At 68.1% G+C, this 18,140-nt stretch carries 19 protein-coding genes and 1 pseudogene; all 20 read left to right on the forward strand.

What is annotated here, in order from left to right:
- Positions 1 to 16 precede the first annotated feature (16 nt).
- The 20 genes and pseudogenes from N4G63_RS12670 (at position 17) to N4G63_RS12765 (ending at position 17,865) form a co-directional block, all read left to right on the forward strand.
- Positions 17 to 286, forward strand: a complete 270-nt coding sequence (locus N4G63_RS12670; protein ID WP_260785839.1) for a hypothetical protein — start codon at positions 17 to 19, stop codon at positions 284 to 286.
- 68 nt (positions 287 to 354) lie between these two features.
- Positions 355 to 579 (forward strand): hypothetical protein, encoded by a 225-nt coding sequence (locus tag N4G63_RS12675; RefSeq protein WP_260785840.1) that lies wholly within the window; start codon positions 355 to 357, stop codon positions 577 to 579.
- Between the two features lie 70 nt (positions 580 to 649).
- Complete coding sequence (locus tag N4G63_RS12680) at positions 650 to 1,105, forward strand: tetratricopeptide repeat protein (RefSeq protein WP_260785841.1); 456 nt, start codon at positions 650 to 652, stop codon at positions 1,103 to 1,105.
- 25 nt (positions 1,106 to 1,130) lie between these two features.
- Positions 1,131 to 1,598, forward strand: a complete 468-nt coding sequence (locus N4G63_RS12685) for a hypothetical protein (protein ID WP_260785842.1) — start codon at positions 1,131 to 1,133, stop codon at positions 1,596 to 1,598.
- Positions 1,595 to 2,524 carry a type III secretion system inner membrane ring lipoprotein SctJ gene (gene sctJ / locus N4G63_RS12690; RefSeq protein ID WP_260785843.1) on the forward strand — a complete coding sequence of 310 codons (930 nt, stop codon included), beginning with the start codon at positions 1,595 to 1,597 and terminating at the stop codon, positions 2,522 to 2,524. The genes N4G63_RS12685 and sctJ overlap by 4 nt, the downstream gene beginning before the upstream one ends.
- Positions 2,517 to 3,332 (forward strand): SctK family type III secretion system sorting platform protein, encoded by an 816-nt coding sequence (locus tag N4G63_RS12695; protein ID WP_260785844.1) that lies wholly within the window; start codon positions 2,517 to 2,519, stop codon positions 3,330 to 3,332. Before sctJ ends, N4G63_RS12695 begins: the two co-directional genes overlap by 8 nt.
- On the forward strand, positions 3,329 to 4,003 hold the full coding sequence (locus tag N4G63_RS12700; protein ID WP_314599762.1) for a FliH/SctL family protein: 675 nt from the start codon (positions 3,329 to 3,331) through the stop codon (positions 4,001 to 4,003). The genes N4G63_RS12695 and N4G63_RS12700 overlap by 4 nt, the downstream gene beginning before the upstream one ends.
- Positions 4,000 to 5,382: a FliI/YscN family ATPase gene (locus N4G63_RS12705; RefSeq protein WP_260785847.1), complete on the forward strand. Its 1,383-nt coding sequence runs from the start codon at positions 4,000 to 4,002 to the stop codon at positions 5,380 to 5,382. The genes N4G63_RS12700 and N4G63_RS12705 overlap by 4 nt, the downstream gene beginning before the upstream one ends.
- Positions 5,383 to 5,432: 50 nt before the next feature.
- Entirely contained in the window at positions 5,433 to 8,678 is a 3,246-nt protein-coding gene (locus tag N4G63_RS12710) for a hypothetical protein (RefSeq protein ID WP_314599763.1), read from the forward strand.
- A 32-nt stretch (positions 8,679 to 8,710) separates the two neighbouring features.
- The gene (locus N4G63_RS12715) at positions 8,711 to 9,148 is read left to right on the forward strand and encodes an immunity protein RhsI2 family protein (protein WP_260785850.1); all 438 of its coding nucleotides are present in this window, start codon (positions 8,711 to 8,713) and stop codon (positions 9,146 to 9,148) included.
- 296 nt (positions 9,149 to 9,444) lie between these two features.
- The gene (locus tag N4G63_RS12720) at positions 9,445 to 9,915 is read left to right on the forward strand and encodes an SMI1/KNR4 family protein (RefSeq protein WP_260785851.1); all 471 of its coding nucleotides are present in this window, start codon (positions 9,445 to 9,447) and stop codon (positions 9,913 to 9,915) included.
- A gap of 63 nt (positions 9,916 to 9,978) precedes the next feature.
- Positions 9,979 to 11,061 (forward strand): IS630 family transposase, encoded by a 1,083-nt coding sequence (locus N4G63_RS12725; protein WP_260785852.1) that lies wholly within the window; start codon positions 9,979 to 9,981, stop codon positions 11,059 to 11,061.
- A 288-nt stretch (positions 11,062 to 11,349) separates the two neighbouring features.
- Positions 11,350 to 11,952 carry a CdiA C-terminal domain-containing protein gene (locus N4G63_RS12730; protein ID WP_260785853.1) on the forward strand — a complete coding sequence of 201 codons (603 nt, stop codon included), beginning with the start codon at positions 11,350 to 11,352 and terminating at the stop codon, positions 11,950 to 11,952.
- A 31-nt stretch (positions 11,953 to 11,983) separates the two neighbouring features.
- Positions 11,984 to 12,400 carry a hypothetical protein gene (locus N4G63_RS12735; RefSeq protein ID WP_314599764.1) on the forward strand — a complete coding sequence of 139 codons (417 nt, stop codon included), beginning with the start codon at positions 11,984 to 11,986 and terminating at the stop codon, positions 12,398 to 12,400.
- A 197-nt stretch (positions 12,401 to 12,597) separates the two neighbouring features.
- Positions 12,598 to 12,900: a toxin-antitoxin system YwqK family antitoxin gene (locus N4G63_RS12740; protein WP_260785855.1), complete on the forward strand. Its 303-nt coding sequence runs from the start codon at positions 12,598 to 12,600 to the stop codon at positions 12,898 to 12,900.
- 156 nt (positions 12,901 to 13,056) lie between these two features.
- Positions 13,057 to 13,491 (forward strand): hypothetical protein, encoded by a 435-nt coding sequence (locus tag N4G63_RS12745; RefSeq protein WP_260785856.1) that lies wholly within the window; start codon positions 13,057 to 13,059, stop codon positions 13,489 to 13,491.
- A gap of 48 nt (positions 13,492 to 13,539) precedes the next feature.
- Positions 13,540 to 13,959, forward strand: a pseudogene (gene ybiA, locus N4G63_RS12750) (riboflavin biosynthesis intermediates N-glycosidase); the annotation flags it as partial.
- A gap of 594 nt (positions 13,960 to 14,553) precedes the next feature.
- On the forward strand, positions 14,554 to 16,596 hold the full coding sequence (locus N4G63_RS12755) for a hypothetical protein (RefSeq protein WP_260785858.1): 2,043 nt from the start codon (positions 14,554 to 14,556) through the stop codon (positions 16,594 to 16,596).
- A 224-nt stretch (positions 16,597 to 16,820) separates the two neighbouring features.
- The gene (locus tag N4G63_RS12760; RefSeq protein ID WP_314599765.1) at positions 16,821 to 17,336 is read left to right on the forward strand and encodes a hypothetical protein; all 516 of its coding nucleotides are present in this window, start codon (positions 16,821 to 16,823) and stop codon (positions 17,334 to 17,336) included.
- Positions 17,281 to 17,865, forward strand: coding sequence for a hypothetical protein (locus N4G63_RS12765; RefSeq protein ID WP_260785860.1), 585 nt, complete (start codon positions 17,281 to 17,283; stop codon positions 17,863 to 17,865). Before N4G63_RS12760 ends, N4G63_RS12765 begins: the two co-directional genes overlap by 56 nt.
- The last annotated feature ends 275 nt before the right edge of the window (positions 17,866 to 18,140 follow it).

Raw genomic sequence — 18,140 nt, forward strand, 5'->3', positions numbered from 1 at the left:
GGCGCTGCCCGCCCCTGTGCAAGCCGCCCAAACCACCATGCGCTACCTCGGCAACAACCCCGTCGGCCTGGCCCTCACCGACGACCCCAGCGGCGAGCTGCGCGACCAGCTGCTGCAACAACTGGCCGACTACCAGGGCACTGCCACGCAGGCATTGCGCGAGTCGTCGGCCCCCGCGCTCTACCAGCGCCACCTGGCGGCCGTGCAATGCGCGACCACCTGTGCGGCGCTGGTTCGAGAGTTCCACGCCGTCTGCAACTCGGCAGCGGCGGGATCCCCAGGGTAGGCCGCAGCGGCACCGCCGGCTGCGCCCGCCCTCGTTCGTCAACAGTTCTCAAACCTACCGGAGTCAACATGGACACCTATACCTCCCTGATTTCCAACAGCGGCACCGCCTGGTCTGCCGCCGAAGCCGCCCTGACCGCCCTGAAGAGCGTCAACACCGGCGACACCGCCGCCTACTCCAAGGCGCTGATGGAAGCCCAGCTGCAGGTCAGCATCGCCACCAGCGTGGAGCAAAAGGCCTCGTCGATCATCGACAAGGCGTTCCAGGCGCACAGCCAGGTCGCGTCGAAGTAATTCGACCCGGTCCGCGAGACGGGTTCCGCCGATCGGCGCGAACCCGGCTCGCCGTTCACCCGATTTCCCCATGCAACCCGACCTGCCCCGCGAGCCGCTCAAGCTGATGGCCCAGATCGGTGCCCTGTGCAGCGATGTGGCGGCGCACGACAAGGCGGTGTCGATCTTCGAGCAGCTGGTGCTGCTGCGCGAGGGCGACCCGAATGCGCTGGTGTCGCTGGCCGTGGCGCAATCGCGCGCGGGCGACGAGGCCGCCGCCATCCAGACCCTCGAGCTGGCCCTGCAACGCGATGCCGTGCACGACATGGCGCGCGTGATGCTGGCCATCCACCGCCACCGCCGTGGCGACCCGCGCGGCCGCGTGCTGCTGCAGGCCGTGCTCGAAAGCGCCGGCCCGCACACCGATGCCGATGCGCTGGCCATCGCCAGCTCGGTGCGCGACGACATCCTGAATTCTCCGGCCGAGACCGCCGCGGCACCGATGGCCGAACGCCGTCATCGCTACACCCGGCTCGGCCAGCCCTGACCCCACCGAACCCGAGACTCCCGCCATGAGCATCAGCCAGATCGCCAGCCTGGGCCCGAGCGCCGTGCCCATCCCCCAGGTGACGCCGACCGGTGCCGAGGCCCCGCTGGCCGCACCACGCGCGCTGGCACCCGGTTGTGCCGAGCAGTTCCGCGCGCTGTGCCTGGGCCCGGCCGAAAGCCAGGCGGCTGCACCAGCCGCCACGGCGGCCGCCAGTTCGTCAGCCACGACCGGGGGCACCGCGGCCAGCACGGCCACCGCGGCCGACAACATGGCCAAGCTGGCCGGCCAGCCGCTCAGCGCACTGGATTTCGACATCGAACGCGTGGTGCTGTCCACGCTGCCGTCGGCCGACAGCTCGCCCGCCGAGTTTGCGCTGGGCATGCTGCGCTCGCAGCTCAAGGTGGCGCAGGCGGCGGTGGGCATCGAGCTGGCGGCCAAGACCACCCAGTCGCTGACCCAGGGCGTGCAGACGCTCACCGCACGCGGATGAGCGCGGCGCTGGCACCACGCGCCACGCGCGGCCTGCGTCTGGCGCTGGCGGCGCTGGCGCTGCTGGCGCTGGGCGCCTGCAAGACCTCGGTCTACACCCGCCTCAGCGAAGCCGAGGCCAACGACGCGCTCTACACCCTGCTGCAAGGCGGGCTCGATGCCGAGAAGCGCAGCGACCCCGATGCCGGCTACAGCGTGTGGGCCGACAAGAGCGACCTGGCGCGCGCCATCGGCCTGCTCAAGGCCAATGCCCAGCCCGAGGCCAAGCACCCCACGCTGGGCGAGCTGTTCGGCCGCAACCAGCTGATCAGCACGCCGGCCGAAGAGCGCGTGCGCTTCGTCTACGGCACCGAGCAGGCGCTGGCGCAAACCCTGTCCAAGATCGATGGCGTACTGGTGGCGCGCGTGCACATCGTGCTGCCGGCCAACGATCCCCTGGCCACCGAGCTGAAGCCCTCGTCGGCCTCGGTGTTCATCAAGCACCGCGCCGGCGATGACCTGGCCTCGGCCGTGCCGGCGGTGAAGGACCTGGTGGTGCGCGGTGTCGAAGGCCTCAGCATCGACCGCGTGGCCGTGACCCTGTTTGCCACGCAGGGCCCGCGCGGCAGCACGGCCGCGGTGGGCGCCGGCGGCGCCGCGCTGCCACTCGACGGCAGCCGCTTTCTCGGTGTGCCGGTGCCGGCCGGCAGCGTGGCCGGCCTGTGGTGGCGCTTCGGCCTGCTGCTGGCCGCACTGGCCGCGGTGTGGGCCTTCAGCCGCCGTGGTGCAGGCAGCCTGCCCGAGCGCCAGGCCCGCCTGGGCCGACCGGCGGCGCGCGACAGCATCGCGCCCTCGGGCTTCCGCAACACCGGCGCAGGTGCAGCTTCAGGCGCAGGTGCCGGCACCGCCCACGCCACGCCGCGCGAGCTGCGCCAGCCCCATGCCTGAGCGCCTGGCCGCCGAAGCCGCCGGCGCGGCAGGCTGGGCTGACGAGATTGCCCAGCGTTTTCAGTTTGCAGCCTGGCCGCAGGCGCGCGTTCACGCCTCGTGGCTGGACGCCCTGACCCAGGCCAGCGGCGTGCCGGTGACCGCCGGCTGGGGCGCCGATGCCGGCCCCGCCGCGCTGGCCGTGGCCCGCGCGCTGCTGGCCGAAGCCGGCGCCCCGGCCGGCCAGCGCGTGCCGGTCGACCAGGTGCCGGCCTGGGCCCTGCAGGACGCCGCAGCACTGCAGCGCCAGCTCTCGGTGGCCGGGGCGCTGAACCTGCTGCCCGAGTTGCGCGCCGCGGTGCATGGTGAGGCCATTCGCCACTGGGACCGGGTGCTCGGCACCGACATCCGGCGCAGCACGCTGCGCTGGTGCCAGCTGCACCTGAGCGTCGAGGTGCCGCCACATGCGCGCGGCGTGCGCCACATGGCACAGGCCGCGGCGCGCCAGCCCGACAGCTGGCAGGGCTTCTGCCTGGCCATGGCCCTGGCGGGCCTGGGCGATCTGGGTGAGGCGGTGTCGGCGCGCATGCGCCTGGTGTGGCCGCATTCGCTGCGCGCCACGCCACCGCTGCCGCTGGATGTGCAGGCCCTGCGCTGGCTGCACACCTGCCTGAAAGTGGCCGGCGTGATGCTGGCCGATCTGGCCTCCGATGCCGAAGCCACCTCGGCCACAGCCGCCCCGCCAGGCGCCCCGCCATCCCCGCCATCCCCGCCATCCCCGCCCTACCCGACCGCTGCCGCCGGCAGCCCGCCGACCGCGCTGTCATGAACCCACCCACCAACGCCGCCGGCCAGGCTGGCCTGCCCTGGCTGAACCCCACCACGCTGAGCCGCAGCCGCGGCCGCGTGGTGCCGCGTGCCGCGCTCGAGCAATTGCTCACCGCCGACCGCCTGCAGGCCGACCTTGCCGCCCACCAGCAAGAGGTGCAGGCCCGCTTGCAGGCCGTGCGGCTGGCCGCCGAGCAGGCTGGCCACGCCGCTGGCCACGCCGCCGGCCTGGCCGCCGGCCGTGCCGAGTGGGCGCGGCAGCTGGCCGAGCGCCAGGCCCGCCGCCATGCCCAGCTGGATGACCTGCGGCCCACGCTGGTGGGCGTGGTGATGCAGGCCCTGCAGCACCTGGTCAGGCAGTTGCCGCAGGCCGATCGTTTCGAGCTGCTGGCTGCCGCGCTGATCGAGCAGGCCGTGCATGCGCGGCGCCTGCGCCTGGTGGTGGCCGCGGCCGACGGGCCGGCGGCCCAGGCGCTGCTGGCCCGCTGGGCAGCCGATGGCGCCAGCCCGCGTGCCGGTGATGTGCTGATCGACGACACCCTGCAGCCCGGCGACTGCGTGCTCGAGACCGACGAAACCGCCATCGACGGCCGCCTGAGCCTGCGCCTGTCGACGCTGCAGGCCAGCCTGGACGCGGCATTGAAGGCCGCCACGCCGGACGGCGCGGCATGAACGCACCGCAACCCGATTGGGCCGCGGCACTGCAGCGCGCCGCCACGCAATGGCCGGCGCCCGAGCGGCGCGGCCGTGTGGTGCGGGCACTGGGCAGCGTGATCCAGGTCACCGGCCTGCAGGCCCGGGTGGGCGACATGTGCCAGTTCAGCCATCCCGGCGCCGAAGCCGGCACCGCCGCGCCCTGGCAGCTGCAAGGCGAGGTCATCGGGCTCGAAGGCGAGCACCTGCTGGTGTTGCCGCTGGGCGAGCTTGATGGCGTCTCCAACCGAACCCAGGTGGCACCGCTGGGCCATGGCGCGCAGGTGCAGGTGGGCCCCGGCCTGCTGGGCCAGGTGCTCGACGGCTTTGGCCGGCCGCTCACCCCCGGCGCCAGGCTCGACGATGCCCAGCCCTGTCCGATCAAGGCCAGCCCGCCCGATGCGCTGTGCCGGCGCGCAGTGACCCAGCCACTGGCCACCGGCGTGCGCGCCATCGACGCCCTGCTCACCTGCGGCGTGGGCCAGCGTCTGGGCATCTTTGCGCCGGCCGGCACCGGCAAGAGCACCCTGCTGTCGATGATTGCCCAGGGCAGCGCCTGCGATGTGGTGGTGCTGGCCCTGGTGGGCGAGCGCGGCCGCGAGGTGGGCGAGTTTCTCGAGGAGATTCGCCACCTCGGCCTGGGCCCGCGCAGCATCGTGGTGGTGGCCACCTCAGACCGCTCGTCGGCCGAGCGCGCCAAGGCGCCCGAGGTGGCCATGGCCTGTGCCGAGTACTTTCGCGCCCAGGGCCAGTCGGTGCTGCTGCTGATGGACTCGGTCACGCGCTACGCCCGCGCGCTGCGCGAAATCGGCCTGGCCGCGGGCGAGCCGCCCACGCGGCGGGGCTACCCGCCCTCGGTGTTCAATGCCCTGCCGCGCCTGTTCGAGCGCGCCGGCTGGTCAGACCGTGGCGCGATCACCGCCTTCTTCACCGTGCTGGTCGACGACGACAGCGCCGGTGACCCGATCTTTGAAGAAGCGCGCGCCACGCTGGACGGCCACATCCTGCTCAGCCCGCGCCTGGCCGACAGCGGCCACTACCCGGCCATCGACGTGCTGGCCAGCCGCAGCCGGGTGATGCAGCGCGTGGTGCCCGAAGCACATGCGCAGGCCGCGCGCACGCTGCGCGAGCTGCTGCAGAAGCTGCAGGACATCGAGACCCTGGTGCAGATCGGCGAGTACCGCAGCGGCAGCGATGCGGTGGCCGATCGCGCGCTGGCTGCACGCGACGAGATCAACACCTTTCTGCGCCAGGCCCTGCAAGACCCGACCCCTGCGCCGCAAACGCTGGACAGGCTGCAAGCCCTGCTGCGCATTGCGCCGCCGCGGCCCCCGAGCAGTGGTGCGCCGACGCACTGATCCACGACACCCGAAACGCGCCGCACACGGCGCTTGCCCAGGAGAACCCGATGCAGATCGAATCGAATGCCAACGCGGCCCGAGCGGCCACCACGGCGCAGACCACCGCCGACCTGCCGGCCGAGCGGCCGATGGCCGAGCCCACGCTGCGCCGCGTGCCCACCTGGGTGCGCTTCGATCCCCTGCACAGAGGCAAGCCGATGTCGGTCAGCATCGCGGCACCGGCGGTGTCATCGGGCTGGGCCGGCCGCCTGCGCCAGCTGATGCAAGGCCGCATGCAACACGCGCAGACCGGCAGCGACGCACGAATGGCCGCCTTGAGCCTGACCCCCACCCGCGTGCACGGCATGGGCTGGCTGCGTGGTCTGGGTCGCCTGCGCCAGCGCCTGCAAGGCACGGTAGCCAAGCTGCAGGCCCAGCAGGCTGCCGCGGCCGATGCCCTGGCCCTGAGCCGCGTCTCCAGCGCCATGCAGCAGCGCTTTGCCGCCTCGGCGTCCGATGCCGGTGCGTTCAACACCACGCTGCGCCAGGCCTTCGGTGACAAGTTCGACGCCGCCAAGGCCGAAACCCTGCGCCAGCAGGCCCTGGCCGGTGACTTCTCGTGGGCGCCCAAGATCCAGATCGCCTCGGCCCAGCAGCTGTCTGACCTGTCGGGCACCCAGGCCGCCGACGGCGCCGCCCGCGGCGCCTATGTGCAGGCCGAAGACACCATCTACATCAGCCGCGAAACCCTGCACGGCGATGCCGACACCGCCCAGCGCCTGCTGATGGAAGAGCTGGGCCACGCCATCGACGCCCGCATCAACACCGTTGATTCGGCCGGCGACGAAGGCGAGATCTTCGCCAAGCTGATGCATGGCGATGCCGTGAGCGCCCAGCAGCTGGCCGACATGAAGGCCGACAACGACCACGGCACCGTGATGCTCAACGGCCGCAGCGTGCAGGTGGAATACGGCTGGTTCAAGAAGCTGCGCAAGGCCATCTCCGGTGGCTTCAAGAAGATCGTCAAGGCGGTGGTCAAGGGTGCGGTCAGCGTCGTGAAGTCCACCTTCAAGGTGGCCACCGGGCTGATGACGCTGAACTTCCAGCGCGTGCGCGAAGGCTTCAAGCAAGGTGTGCAGGCCGTCAAGACCACTGTCAAGGCCGTGGTGCAGGCGGTCAAGGAGACCACCAAGGCGGTGATCTCGGCCGTCAAGGAAGGCTTCAAGCAGCTGATGCAGAGCAAGCTGTTTGCGGCGGTGCTGATGATCTGCCGCTTCATCCCGATCCCGGTGGTGCAGCTGGCGGTGCGCATCGTCGACGTGGTGCGCGCGGCCTACATGGCCTACCAGGGCATCAAGAACAAGAGCTGGGGTGCGGTGCTGGGCGCGGTGGCCAGCGTGGCCGGCGGCGCGGCCAACATTGCCGGCAGCTTGGGCGCCAGCGCCAGCACGGTGGCCAACATCCAGGCCGTGGCCAGCGCGGCCAGCAAGCTGAACATGGCCTACAACGCCATCGCCAACAAGGACATCGGCGCGGCACTCAGCCTGGCCGGCGGCGCCTTCGGCAGCGGCACGCAGGCCTCGTCCACCATCGCCACGCTGCAGACCGTGGGCGGTTATGCGCAGCAGGCCGTGGCGGTGCGTGCGGCAGTGCGCGGCGGCGATGCGCTGGGTGCGCTCAGCGGCACGTTGGGCCTGGCCGGCAGCGCCATGGGCAAGGACAGCAGCTTGGCCGCCCAGATCAGCACCGCCAGCGAGGTGGTGACCGGGCTGCGCGCCGTGCAGGCGCTTGGCCGCGGCCAGCTCGATGCGGCGCAAAGCCTGGCCAGCGGCATGGCCGCGGCCCAGGCCGCCAGCCGCGAGGCCGACGAGATCACGGCCCAGCGCCGCGCGCAGGAGCAAGCGCAAGCCCAGGCCCGCACCGCACAGCCCCAGGCGCCGCAGCCCGACGACGCCGGCGGCAGCGACATCACCGCCACACAGGTGCAGGCAGACGCCGCCGCCAATGCACCGGCCGCCACCCCGCCCGAGGCCGCCACCCCCAGCGCCCCGGCCACCACCGTGGTCAGCCGCGGCCAGACGCTGGAAGCCATCGCCCGTGCCCACTACGGCGACCAATGGCGCGCCGGCCTGGCGCAGATGGCCATCGACAACAGCCTGAAGCTCAACCAGTGGGGCAGCCCGATCCTGCGCGTGGGCCAGGAGCTGCAGATGGCCGACCTCGGCAACCGCTCCGACGCCGACCTGGCCGCACTCGCCCGCACCGGCGGCCGCCTGATCGCCAGCAACAGCAGCGGCCTGGCCGTGAAGGCCGAGCTGGAGCAGCGTGCGCGTGAGGCGGCGGCGGAGAAGGTTGCGCAGGCGAAAGCGCGCGCACAGGGACCGGAATGGGTGCCTGGCGTGTCCTCATCGGCACTGAATGGCACCAGCTTCAACGACCTCACGCAACCGCAGGCGTCAATCACCGGGCTCGCGCCCGGCCCTGCGGGTCCAAACCCGGTTGCGTCCGACTTTCAGTCAGTCAACGATCGCAAGGTAGCCGTGGGAACCTACGACCGCTGGACGGAGATGGGTACCGCGCTCAAAAGTGGTGACTACCAAGGCGCGGCGCGACACTTCATGTTCACCGCATCCGACGACGCCAGGGCTCAGCTTGAGCGGAAGACAAATCCTCCTCTAAGCCCTGAACAGCTCAGCTTCCAGACCGACATCGGCCTGGCGGCGGGCGGCCCTGTCCTGACAGGACTGGCAAGCCTGGCACGCATGGCGGGGGCGCCTGACACGGTCGTCAATGACATCGGCGTGGCTCAGACTGGTGTGGTCCTGTCAGTCATGGCACCAGTGGCCGGCCGCCAGAGTGTGGTCGCCCGGCCCGAAATCGAGACCAATCCTGCGGCGAGGATTGATCCGACCAGCCCCGTGCGTGAGTTGGACTGGAAGGGCAATGAGATCCACTATCGATCGATGAGCGAACGCGACTTCGAGAAATTCAGAATCACCGGGGAATTGCCCAGCACGGGCGAAACCTCGTTGTCGCCCGTACGTGACTACGCTGAAGCCTACCGGGGAATCACTGTCCGGATCGCTACCCGGCCCGGCACTTCGGCCCAGTTGCAGCAAATCGGCGTTGCAGCCAACGAGCCGGCCGCAGTCGTATTTCCAGAAATGCCGCCCGAAGCACCGAACTGGACCCAGACGAACGCACGATTCAAGTTCGAGAGCGGCCAGATGACCACCCAGTTGGGTCGCGGCGACGCGCTTAAGATCTACAACGACAACATCGTCAGCGCGAAGCCGGTTCGCCGGGGCAACTAATGTTCATAGACACCGAACACAGTCCACTCACCATGAAGCGCACCTACACGCTGGCACGTGAACTTGAACTCACGCCGCAAACCATTGAGAAGGCACATAAGCTGACCTTGGATCGCAGCCGTCCTCGGATCGGTCTCAAAGGAAAGCATGGTCTGTTCGCAAGCACCGAATGGTGGAACAACGTCAAGAACGGAACCATTGCCACCTTGAAAGTTAAAGGGCAAGTCGTGGATGTCTATGCCGCCGGCGCTGACGCCTCGACGTTACCGGACATGATCGATATTGCAACTGATGACGGAACACTGGTTTCAGCTGGAATCTATGTGAACGATCCCGCCGATGTAGCTCTTTACACCGTCGGCAAACGAGTCGCACTGATGTACGCACTGGATGAATTGAAGGATCAACCCGCGGAGGACGGCAGTATCAATCGGGCCAAGATTGCGCTGGAGATGGCCGTTTCGATCTGAGTGTGCGACCACCACTCTTTGTCGGGTCTGCAACGAAGCGCTGGCGGCAGACTACCTGTCGAAGTCCGACCCACCGATGCATCGCTGGACGCCGCAAAGGAACGGGCGCGCTTGGTCGCCGCAGGACAGAGCTACCAAGGCCATGCCGGACATGTGCCTGACACGACGTGGACAGGCGTCGCACAGCCTTACCAATGGCTAGACTTGACACCTAAAGTCAACTCAAGCCTGGGCGGCCAGGCCAACAGGTACCCGATCGGGTACAAGCCGACAGAATTCACCCTGGAGAAGCCATGATGAGCGCCACCGTGATTGCCGACATCGCCCGAATCGCTCATTGGAAGCAGGTGGCCAGCGCACATGACACGGATCGCATGCTTCGATGGTCGCTGCCGCGGGTGGCGGCCTCATCGCGACGGGTGGATGAAGCCGAACGCGCACTGGGACGCCCGCTGCCGAAGCAGGTCCGAGACTTCCTGTGTCTTGCGGATGGCTGGCCCGCCCTTCACGTGGATTCCGACCTGTTCGGCACAGCTGAGCTGATCGCCGGTCGCGCCCAGTCGCTGACCGACCGGCCAGACGCCTTGTCGGTCCTCGATGCGCATGGGCTGGCGTCCAAGGACGTCGTGGTGATCGGCGGCTCCGAGCACGACCTTGACCTCTTCGTCGCCGTGCTTGATGGTGCGCCAACTCTGGGTGGCGCCGTGCTGTGGATTGCTGGCCAGGAAGTGGACCAGTTCCCGACGTTTGAGGCCTTTCTAGTGTAGTGCGCGTGAATTTATAGAACTTATTTGCGCCGGCATACTCAGACGTTCCAGGAGGCTGGAACAGTGCGGGTTGCCAAGACGATTGAACTGGACGCAGACACCGAGCGCGAGCTCCGTGTGCTGGCCAAGCGCCGAACGGTGGAGGCCCGGTTGCAGCAGCGTGCGCTGGTCGTGCTGCTGGCCGCCGAGGGCCGGCAGAACAAGGACATCGCTGTCGATGCAGGACTGGATCGGCGCCAGGTCGCCATGTGGCGCGAGCGCTTCCTCAGCGGTGGCATCGACGCGCTGCGCAAGGACGCCCCACGCAGCGGCCGTCCGGCCACGATCACCGCTGAGATGGAGTCGCGCATCGTGCAGGCCACGCTGCACGACAAGCCGGTCGACGCCACGCACTGGAGCACCCGCACCTTGGCCGCGCACCTGGGTGTGGGAGCCACCACCGTGCGTCGGGTTTGGCAGAGCAACGGCCTGAAGCCGCACCTGAGCCGCACGTTCAAGCTCTCGCGTGATCCACGGTTCGAGGACAAGTTGCTCGACGTCGTCGGCCTGTACATGAACCCGCCCGAGCACGCCCTGGTGCTCAGCTGCGACGAGAAGAGCCAGATCCAGGCGCTCAACCGTACACAGCCGGGTCTGCCGATGAAGCGCGGGCGTGCCGGCACCGTGACCCACGACTACAAGCGCCACGGCACGACCACGCTGTTTGCCGCGCTCAACACGGTGGACGGCAAGGTGATCTCGATGTGCCAGCCGCGCCACCGGCATACCGAGTGGCTGAAGTTCTTGCGGCTGATCGACCGCCGCACGCCCAAGCACCTGGGCCTTCACCTGATCGTGGACAACTACGCCACCCACAGCCACCCCGAGGTGCAGAAATGGCTGGCGCGTCATCCGCGGTTCGTCATGCACTTCACGCCGACCAGCGCTTCGTGGCTGAACATGGTCGAACGCTTCTTCCGCGACATCACCGACAAGCGCATCCGGCGTGACAGCTTCGCCAGCGTTGCCGAACTGGAGCTGGCCATCGACCTGTACGTGGCCCATCACAACATCGATCCCAAGCCGTTCATCTGGACGGCCCGCGCGACCGACATCCTGGCCAAGGTGACCCGGGCCAAGGCCGCCCTGGTCACCGCACCGGAATAAGTACAGAACAGAGCGGCGCACTGCACTAGGCGCCATGGTGACCTACAACGCCCAGATTGCCGATCGCATGGCGGGTACGCGGCATTGATGACGCCAGGATCTGGCCAGAGGGGTCTTTTGTGCTGTCGGCGCCGATCCAAATCCGAGCCAGAAGCATCAGTCAGCGGCGTGAGATAGCACCCGGGCCCCTGACCCGGTCGGATGCGGCGTCCATATGCTTGCCAGACCTTCGATGCGAACAGAGGACGCCCCCTCCTCTCACCGCCTGCGGAGCCAGTCGTTGAAGCAGTGACACAGGTCACTGTCGATGTCGGGATGACGGCCGCAGGCGGTGGATTCAAGTCTCGAATCATCGAACCCGTGCGCGTACCACTGATGCCAGGACACCAACCGGGCAGTCTGGCCGGTGAGCCGGAGGTCGCTCCGCGCAACTCAAACCCCGATCAGCTTCGCTCGATTCAGCGCCAGAACGAGACGCTGGCGTTTCTGGCAGGAAAGCAGGGCTTTGAAGTTGTTCAGTTGCCCAACGCGGGTGCCCGGGGCGTCAAGAACCCCGACGCTGGCATCAACGGACAACTGGCGGATGTCTACGCACCGTCAACCGGAAACCTCTGGACCATCAGGGACAACGTGGCCCAGAAGATCGAGACCCAGGCTCCGAACGTCATTGTCAGTCTCAATGACTTGCCCGCGACGGCAGCCCAGCTGGCACGACATCTCCAGGACAATCCGGTCCCCTTCAACACCCTCTACATCGTCAAGAACGGACAAGTGACCGTGGTTGACCGGCAGGCCTACCGACCCGCCGTTCCGCCGCTGATTCACAGTGTCGGCCTCGGCAGCGAGGACAGAAGACCTGCGAACCAAGGCGTCGTTGCCCCTCTTCAGTAGCACCGCACGACCGACGTAACACGGAGAAACCATGTCGATGGCGCTTTCGCTGGAACTCGAATCTGGCATCCACGAAGACCACTTGAGACAGGCTGCATTTGACTGCGGGGCCGTGTCGCCATCAGATGATCATCCCAACGGCACGCTGGCCGTGTTTGCTGAATCCGGTCTGGACTTGTTCGTTCACTCGCAAGATGGACGGCATGCCGTCCGTGCAGAAGGCATGCCCTACCCGGCTGCCTGGACGGTCGGGCTGCGCGTGTCCCTCGGCTACTTGCTGGACCGGTATGACTTGTGCAATCGAGATGCGCGGCAATTGCTCGATGCGCTGGCGAAGCGGACGAGCAAGTTCTTTGTTCTCTCTTTCGAGTACGAGAGGGTCTATGCGCTCAGAGACGCGCATGGCTTGCAATATTTTGACGACAGCCTGAGCCCTCCTGTTTCTTGAGGCCATCCGACCCATCGGGGTCTTGCTCGCGGGAAGTCTCGGATATTGGCGACGACAGGCCGCCTGTTGCTTTGGGCCATTCCGAACTTGAAGTACACCGCCCGCGAATTCAATGACAGGCCGAACGGCCTTGTGCAAGACCTGCGTCGCTCGCGCGAACTGTACAAACCCAGCGATTTCCCCATCAGGAAGCGATCATGACCACCGAACTCAACATCGCAGAGATCCCCTATGAAACCGGTGAGATCCACTTCCGATACTCCCGTGTGATGGCTACCGATGGAACCCACTGGATCCGGCATGGCCTGTTCCGCGAGTACCACAGCAATGGTCAAGTCATTGCCGAAGGGCATTACGTGGACGGCAAGGAAGAAGGTCTGTGGCGTACCTTCTACCCCGATGGACGCATGGCCTCCGAAGGGCACTACCAGGACGGCCGCGAGGCTGGAGACTGGCGCTACTGGAATGCCGATGGGGCGGCGCACCAGTCAGCGGCGTGAGAGAGCACCCGGGCCCTTGACCCGGTCGGATGCGGCGTCCATAGGCTTGCACACTGATACGCCGGCAAACGTTGAGCAAATTGCCAGGCGTGTCTTGCGAACCAAGGCGTCGTTGCCACTCACCCCAAGATCACCGGCAAGCCCTGAGCCACCAACATGACCGCCCCACGTGAATCCGCGCACTTCGAAGCCCAAGCGAAGTACTGCGCTGACCATGCGCAACTCGGCTTTGCGTTCGCGTATCCACGGCACTTTGTCGAGGCTGTGCTGTGGGCAGAGATGGACTTCGATCACGGGGGCGACGGCCATGCGCTGAGCATCCTGCGTGCGATCGATGTGCCAGGCGAAATGCGCCTGATCCGCAAGGCCACGCAGCGCAAGCTCGTACCGTTCGCGCGTGGCGCCAACAACGACATCCTGTACTGCCTGGATGCAGTCGACCCGGAGACCGTCTGCTGCATCGATCTCGGCGAGCCGAAGTGGCACGCTCGCGAGGCGGATGCCGGGGACTTTGTCGCGTTCCTGAACCGATATCGGGCCAACGAGGGGCTCCCACCCTGGTGGCCCGACGCGGAACAAGGTCATGGCTGAGCCGGCGCGCTTGGGCTCCGCGTGCCACGAACAGCTCACCCGCCTGCCATGATCACCCTGCACTTCTACGAGACGAACAAGGCCTACGGCTGCTTCTCGAACTTCTCGCGCCACCCCGTCGCAGCGGGCGGCCGCACCTGGGCCACGACGGAGCACTTCTTCCAGGCCGCGAAGTTCAGCGATGCCGGCGATGTCGATGCCGTCCATGCCGCACCCACGCCTTTTGCGGCAGCACAGATCGGCCGCGACCGCACGCGGCGATCCATGCGCCCCGACTGGCCCGTCGTGCGCGACGAGGTCATGCTCACCGCCCTGCGCGCCAAGTTCGCGCAGCATGCCGATCTGGCCAGCGTGCTGGCCTCCACGCGCGGCGCAATGCTCGTTGAGCACACGGCCAACGACGCCTACTGGGGCGATGGCGGCGATGGCCATGGCCTGAACAGGCTCGGGCGACTGCTTGAACAGGTTCGCGCCGAGTTGCCACCGGCGCCAGCCAACTTCGTGGCGCCGCCCTGGATCCAGCACCCCGAGATCGACCCCGCCGACCTCTTCTGGCGCATGGGCCGAGGCGAGGATTGCCTCAGCCAGGCCCACGCGTTCTGGTCAGGCCTGCCACCAGCCGCGCGCAAGGAGTACGACCAGTACTTTGCCGTGCCGCCGGCCTGGACGCTCAGCTGGACACCTGACGCCCAACGCCGTTCAGACGAGGCGTTCGTAGCGGTCATGTGGCGCAGCATGTGGATACCGATGCTGGGTCTGCGCAACTCGCATCCATGCCATCGGCCGCAAAGAATCGCCTCTCGCCGGGTGGCGAACCTTCTGCCGTACAGCCGGCCACGGTTCAGGCTGCCCCACTGGCTTTCGGTCGCCGCTTTGTCCCAGAAGTCTCGTCTACACCGCGGGTGCGGCGGCAGCCGCCACAACCGGGCAATGCCACTCTGGACGCTCGCCTCCTGAAACACCTGCCCAGCGGCTGTTACGACGGCACACCGGGCACCCCTGAGCGCAGCGGTTAGAACCTGCCGGGCCGTGCCAAGGGGCAGGCGTGGGAGGTCTTGAAGCATGAGCAAGCGTGGTGTGACGCATCGCCTGGCAACACGGGCTGCTGCCGCCTGCCTGGCCATCAGCCTGGGTGCCTGGCTGGCGGCCTGCGGTGGCGGTGGTGGCGGCGCACCGGCCAGCGACTCGGGTGGCAACGGCGCGGGCAATGGTGGATCGAACGGCGGCTCGGGCGGTGGCTCATCACCGGGCGCCGGCCTGGCCGCGCTGCAGGCGCAGTTGGCGGCCTGCCCCACGGGATCGCGCTTCAACGAAGTGGCCAGTTGCATGCAGGGCCTCTACGAAGGCCGCGCCACCGACGATGGCAGCCTGTGCGCCCTGCGCTACGACGCCAGTGGCCAGGTCTGGTACAGCACCAATCGTTCGAGCAACCGGCTCACCCTGTCGTTTTCGGGCTCGGGCGCCACGTTCCACAAGACCGTCCAGGCCAGCAGCGCCTCGGGCTTCTCGATCAGCCTGACAGTGGGCATTGCCTCGGGCGCCGAGATGAGCCTGCATTGGCAGAACCCGGCCGAGCCAGGCAGTGCCAATGGCCTGCTCGTGAAGTCGCAAACTGCCGCTGCGCCAGATTGCCTGATCACCACGCCCACGCAGGTGGCCGCCAGCTCATCCACGGCCACCGGCAACCAGACCAGCCTCAGCTGGGACAGCCCGACCACCCTGAACACCTTGGGCACCGGCGGGCTGCGCGTGGCCTCCGGCGCCAGCGGCAACACGGGCTTTGACGCTGGGCTTGCCGATGACGGCAGTGCCTGGGTCGCCTTTGCCCAGGCCGATGGCGCGGGGCGTCTGGCCGTGCAGGTGGTGCAAGGCCAGGCCGGTGCGGCCGGTCAGGCGGCGCGCTGGGCCGCGCCGGTGGTGCTCGACGATGCCGCCCCGCTGCTGGCAGACCACAGGCCAAGGCTGGCTGTGTCCAGTTCGGGCCATGCGGTGGTGAGCTGGATCACCGAACGGGCCTGCACCGCCGATGCGTACGAACTCAGCCCCGCCGGCAAGCTGTGCCGCTACATGGTGGCCACGCGCCGCAGGGCCGGCGCCAGCGCCTGGGAGACACCCCAGGTCGTCGGCGCATCGCCGCCCAGCAAGGTGCACGACCACCGCGTGCGCATCAATGCCGCCGGTGACGTGGCGATCACCTATGTGGGCATGTCGGCGGCCGGCTCCAGCAGCACCCGCAGCCTGCTGGGTCTGCGTGCCGCGGCCGACGGAGCCTTCCGCAACATCGTGCTGAACGGCCTGCGCAGCAGCTTTGATTTCGGCGAAACCCTGGCCGAGGGCATTGACACCGCGCTGGACGACAGCGGCCGGCTGGTGGTGGCCGGGCGCATCCAGTCCCTGATGGGCACGGGCGTGGTCGGCATGCGCTCCAGCATCAGTGCCGTGCCCGAGCGCTGGGCCGCGGACACCCCGGCCAACGCCGAGCCATGGTTCAACGAGCTGGCCACCAGCGATGGCTTTGCCGCGTTCACCGCGCAGGCCGACCCGGGCACGCGCCAGCCGCTGCGCCCCGAGCAGATCACGTTCTGGTCACCCGTGCTGCAGCGCTGGCTGGCGGCCGAGCCCAGCATCGATTTCGCCATCTGGGGCAACACCCGCCTGGTGGGCACCGACACCAGCGGCGGCGAGTTTCTGCTGTATGGCGGCTGCCGCCTCAGCCGCTGGGTGGCCGGCGCCTGGTCAGACACCCTGATCACCCTGCCCGAGCATTGCGGACTCGACCGCAGCGGCGGCCTCTACGCCTTCAACCGCGCAGGCGATTACGTGGGCCTGCACTGGGGCGGCCACATGGGCCAGTGGGGCTACTACCGACGCAGCGACAACCGCCTGCTCAAGGGGGCGCCGGGCACCGCCACGGCGGTGGCGGCCGACTACCCCCTGGGCACCGCCTCGCCGCTGTTTGCCCCGGCCGACAGCCAGTTGCTGCTCAACCGTGGCGGCCTGGCCCTGGCAGTGACCGCCAACACCTATACCGCCATGCCCACGGCCAGCCAGGCGGGCACCGACGGTGGCGGTGCACTGCGGCTGTGGGCCCAGTTTCTGCGCTGAGCTGGGTTCGGGGCGGTGGCCGTGAGGGTGTGCTGCGCGTGGACACGTACGCGACTTGGATCCGGGCGGCGCAAGTCGATACAGATGTTTGAGATCGCGTGAAGACGGCGTGCACCGCGGCCCGAAGAATGCGCCGACAGGCCTTCCCGATGCATGAAGGCTGACCGCTCACTTTGACCGTCATGCCATGGCGCCATCGAGCGGCATTCAACCGAGGAGAACCCATGCAGATCGACCCGAACGCCAGCGGCGCACTGGCTGGCGCCGTGAACGCAGCCACCGCCCAGGTCAACGCTCCGGCCACAGCCCAGGCCAACGCCCAGGCCCCTGCCCTGGCCACCAGCCGCACGCCGCGCTGGTTTCGCCACGCAGCCGCCCGGCGCGAAACGCCGGCACCCAGGGCCGGCCGAATGGTCAAGCACGGGATGGTGCGCGCGCAGCCGGTGCGCGGGGCCTGGCTCAGCCGCATTCGCGCCGCCCTGCAGCAGCGCGCCGACCGGGCCGAGCACGGCACCCAGTTGCGCCACGAAGCCGGTCACGGACTGGCGCCTATATGGCGGTCGGTGACATGCCGTTCTTGTGCGCAGCCAGCCGCTTCGTTGGCGGCCTGGTGGGGGGCGTTTCCGGGTACAAACTCGGCTCTGCCGCAGCCAGCACCGCGTGGACCGCCGTCCAGAACCACCCATGAGCACCGCGAGCGCTCCATCGAACAATGCCGCCCTCTCCCGTCTGCTGGATGAGGCGTCCCGGGGCGCGGTGACGGACGCCGAGTTTCTCTCGCAAGCAAAGGAACTGGGCGTCAGTTCGGCCTGGGTGCAAGCACAACTGGAACGCCTGCACACCGACTGGGATGAGTCCCGGCTTTGCCTGCTGATCGACTGTCTGTACCTGCCGGGTGTTCATGGCGCGGCTGGCTGGGCGAGCGTCACGTCGGCGTTTTGCAGATTGATGCTTGACCCGCGCATGGAACCCGGCACCGTCGAGTTGACCGCCGATGCCATTGCAGACTTTCGTCTGGACTTGCAGGATCTGCGCGTTCTGACTCTGGTCTGCACCAGCTCACGTTGGAATGACGATGGCTACTGGCCAGACCTGCGCAAAGCCCTGGAGACCATGCCCGCCGCCGTGCACAACGGTGCCGTGTCGCGGCGGGAAGTCCTTGATCTGTTATCCACCGTCGCCAACAGCCCCGCAACGCAGACCGAGGACTGCGGTCTGCGAAGCACGGCGCAGGCCATGTCCCGCCAGATCAGCGAAGAGGCTGAATAGGCACGGGATTGCGAACGCGACCCATTGCCGTGCACCGGAAATCCGTATCCACACCGCCAGTTCCTGAGCCATCGACATAACCGACCGACGTGATGCCGAGCGCTTCAGGCAAACGCATCCCTATCATCCATGTAGCGCAGCATGTGGATACAGATGTTTGATCTGAACCTCTCGCCTCCAAGCCAGGATCCTCGAAGAATCGCCTAGGACAGGGAAACTGCGCCGGCCAACTGGACGCGTACTTTGTCGCCTACTGCCACACCATGCGTGAGGCG

This window comes from Aquabacterium sp. OR-4, from assembly GCF_025290835.2.
Lineage (GTDB): Bacteria > Pseudomonadota > Gammaproteobacteria > Burkholderiales > Burkholderiaceae_C > Pseudaquabacterium.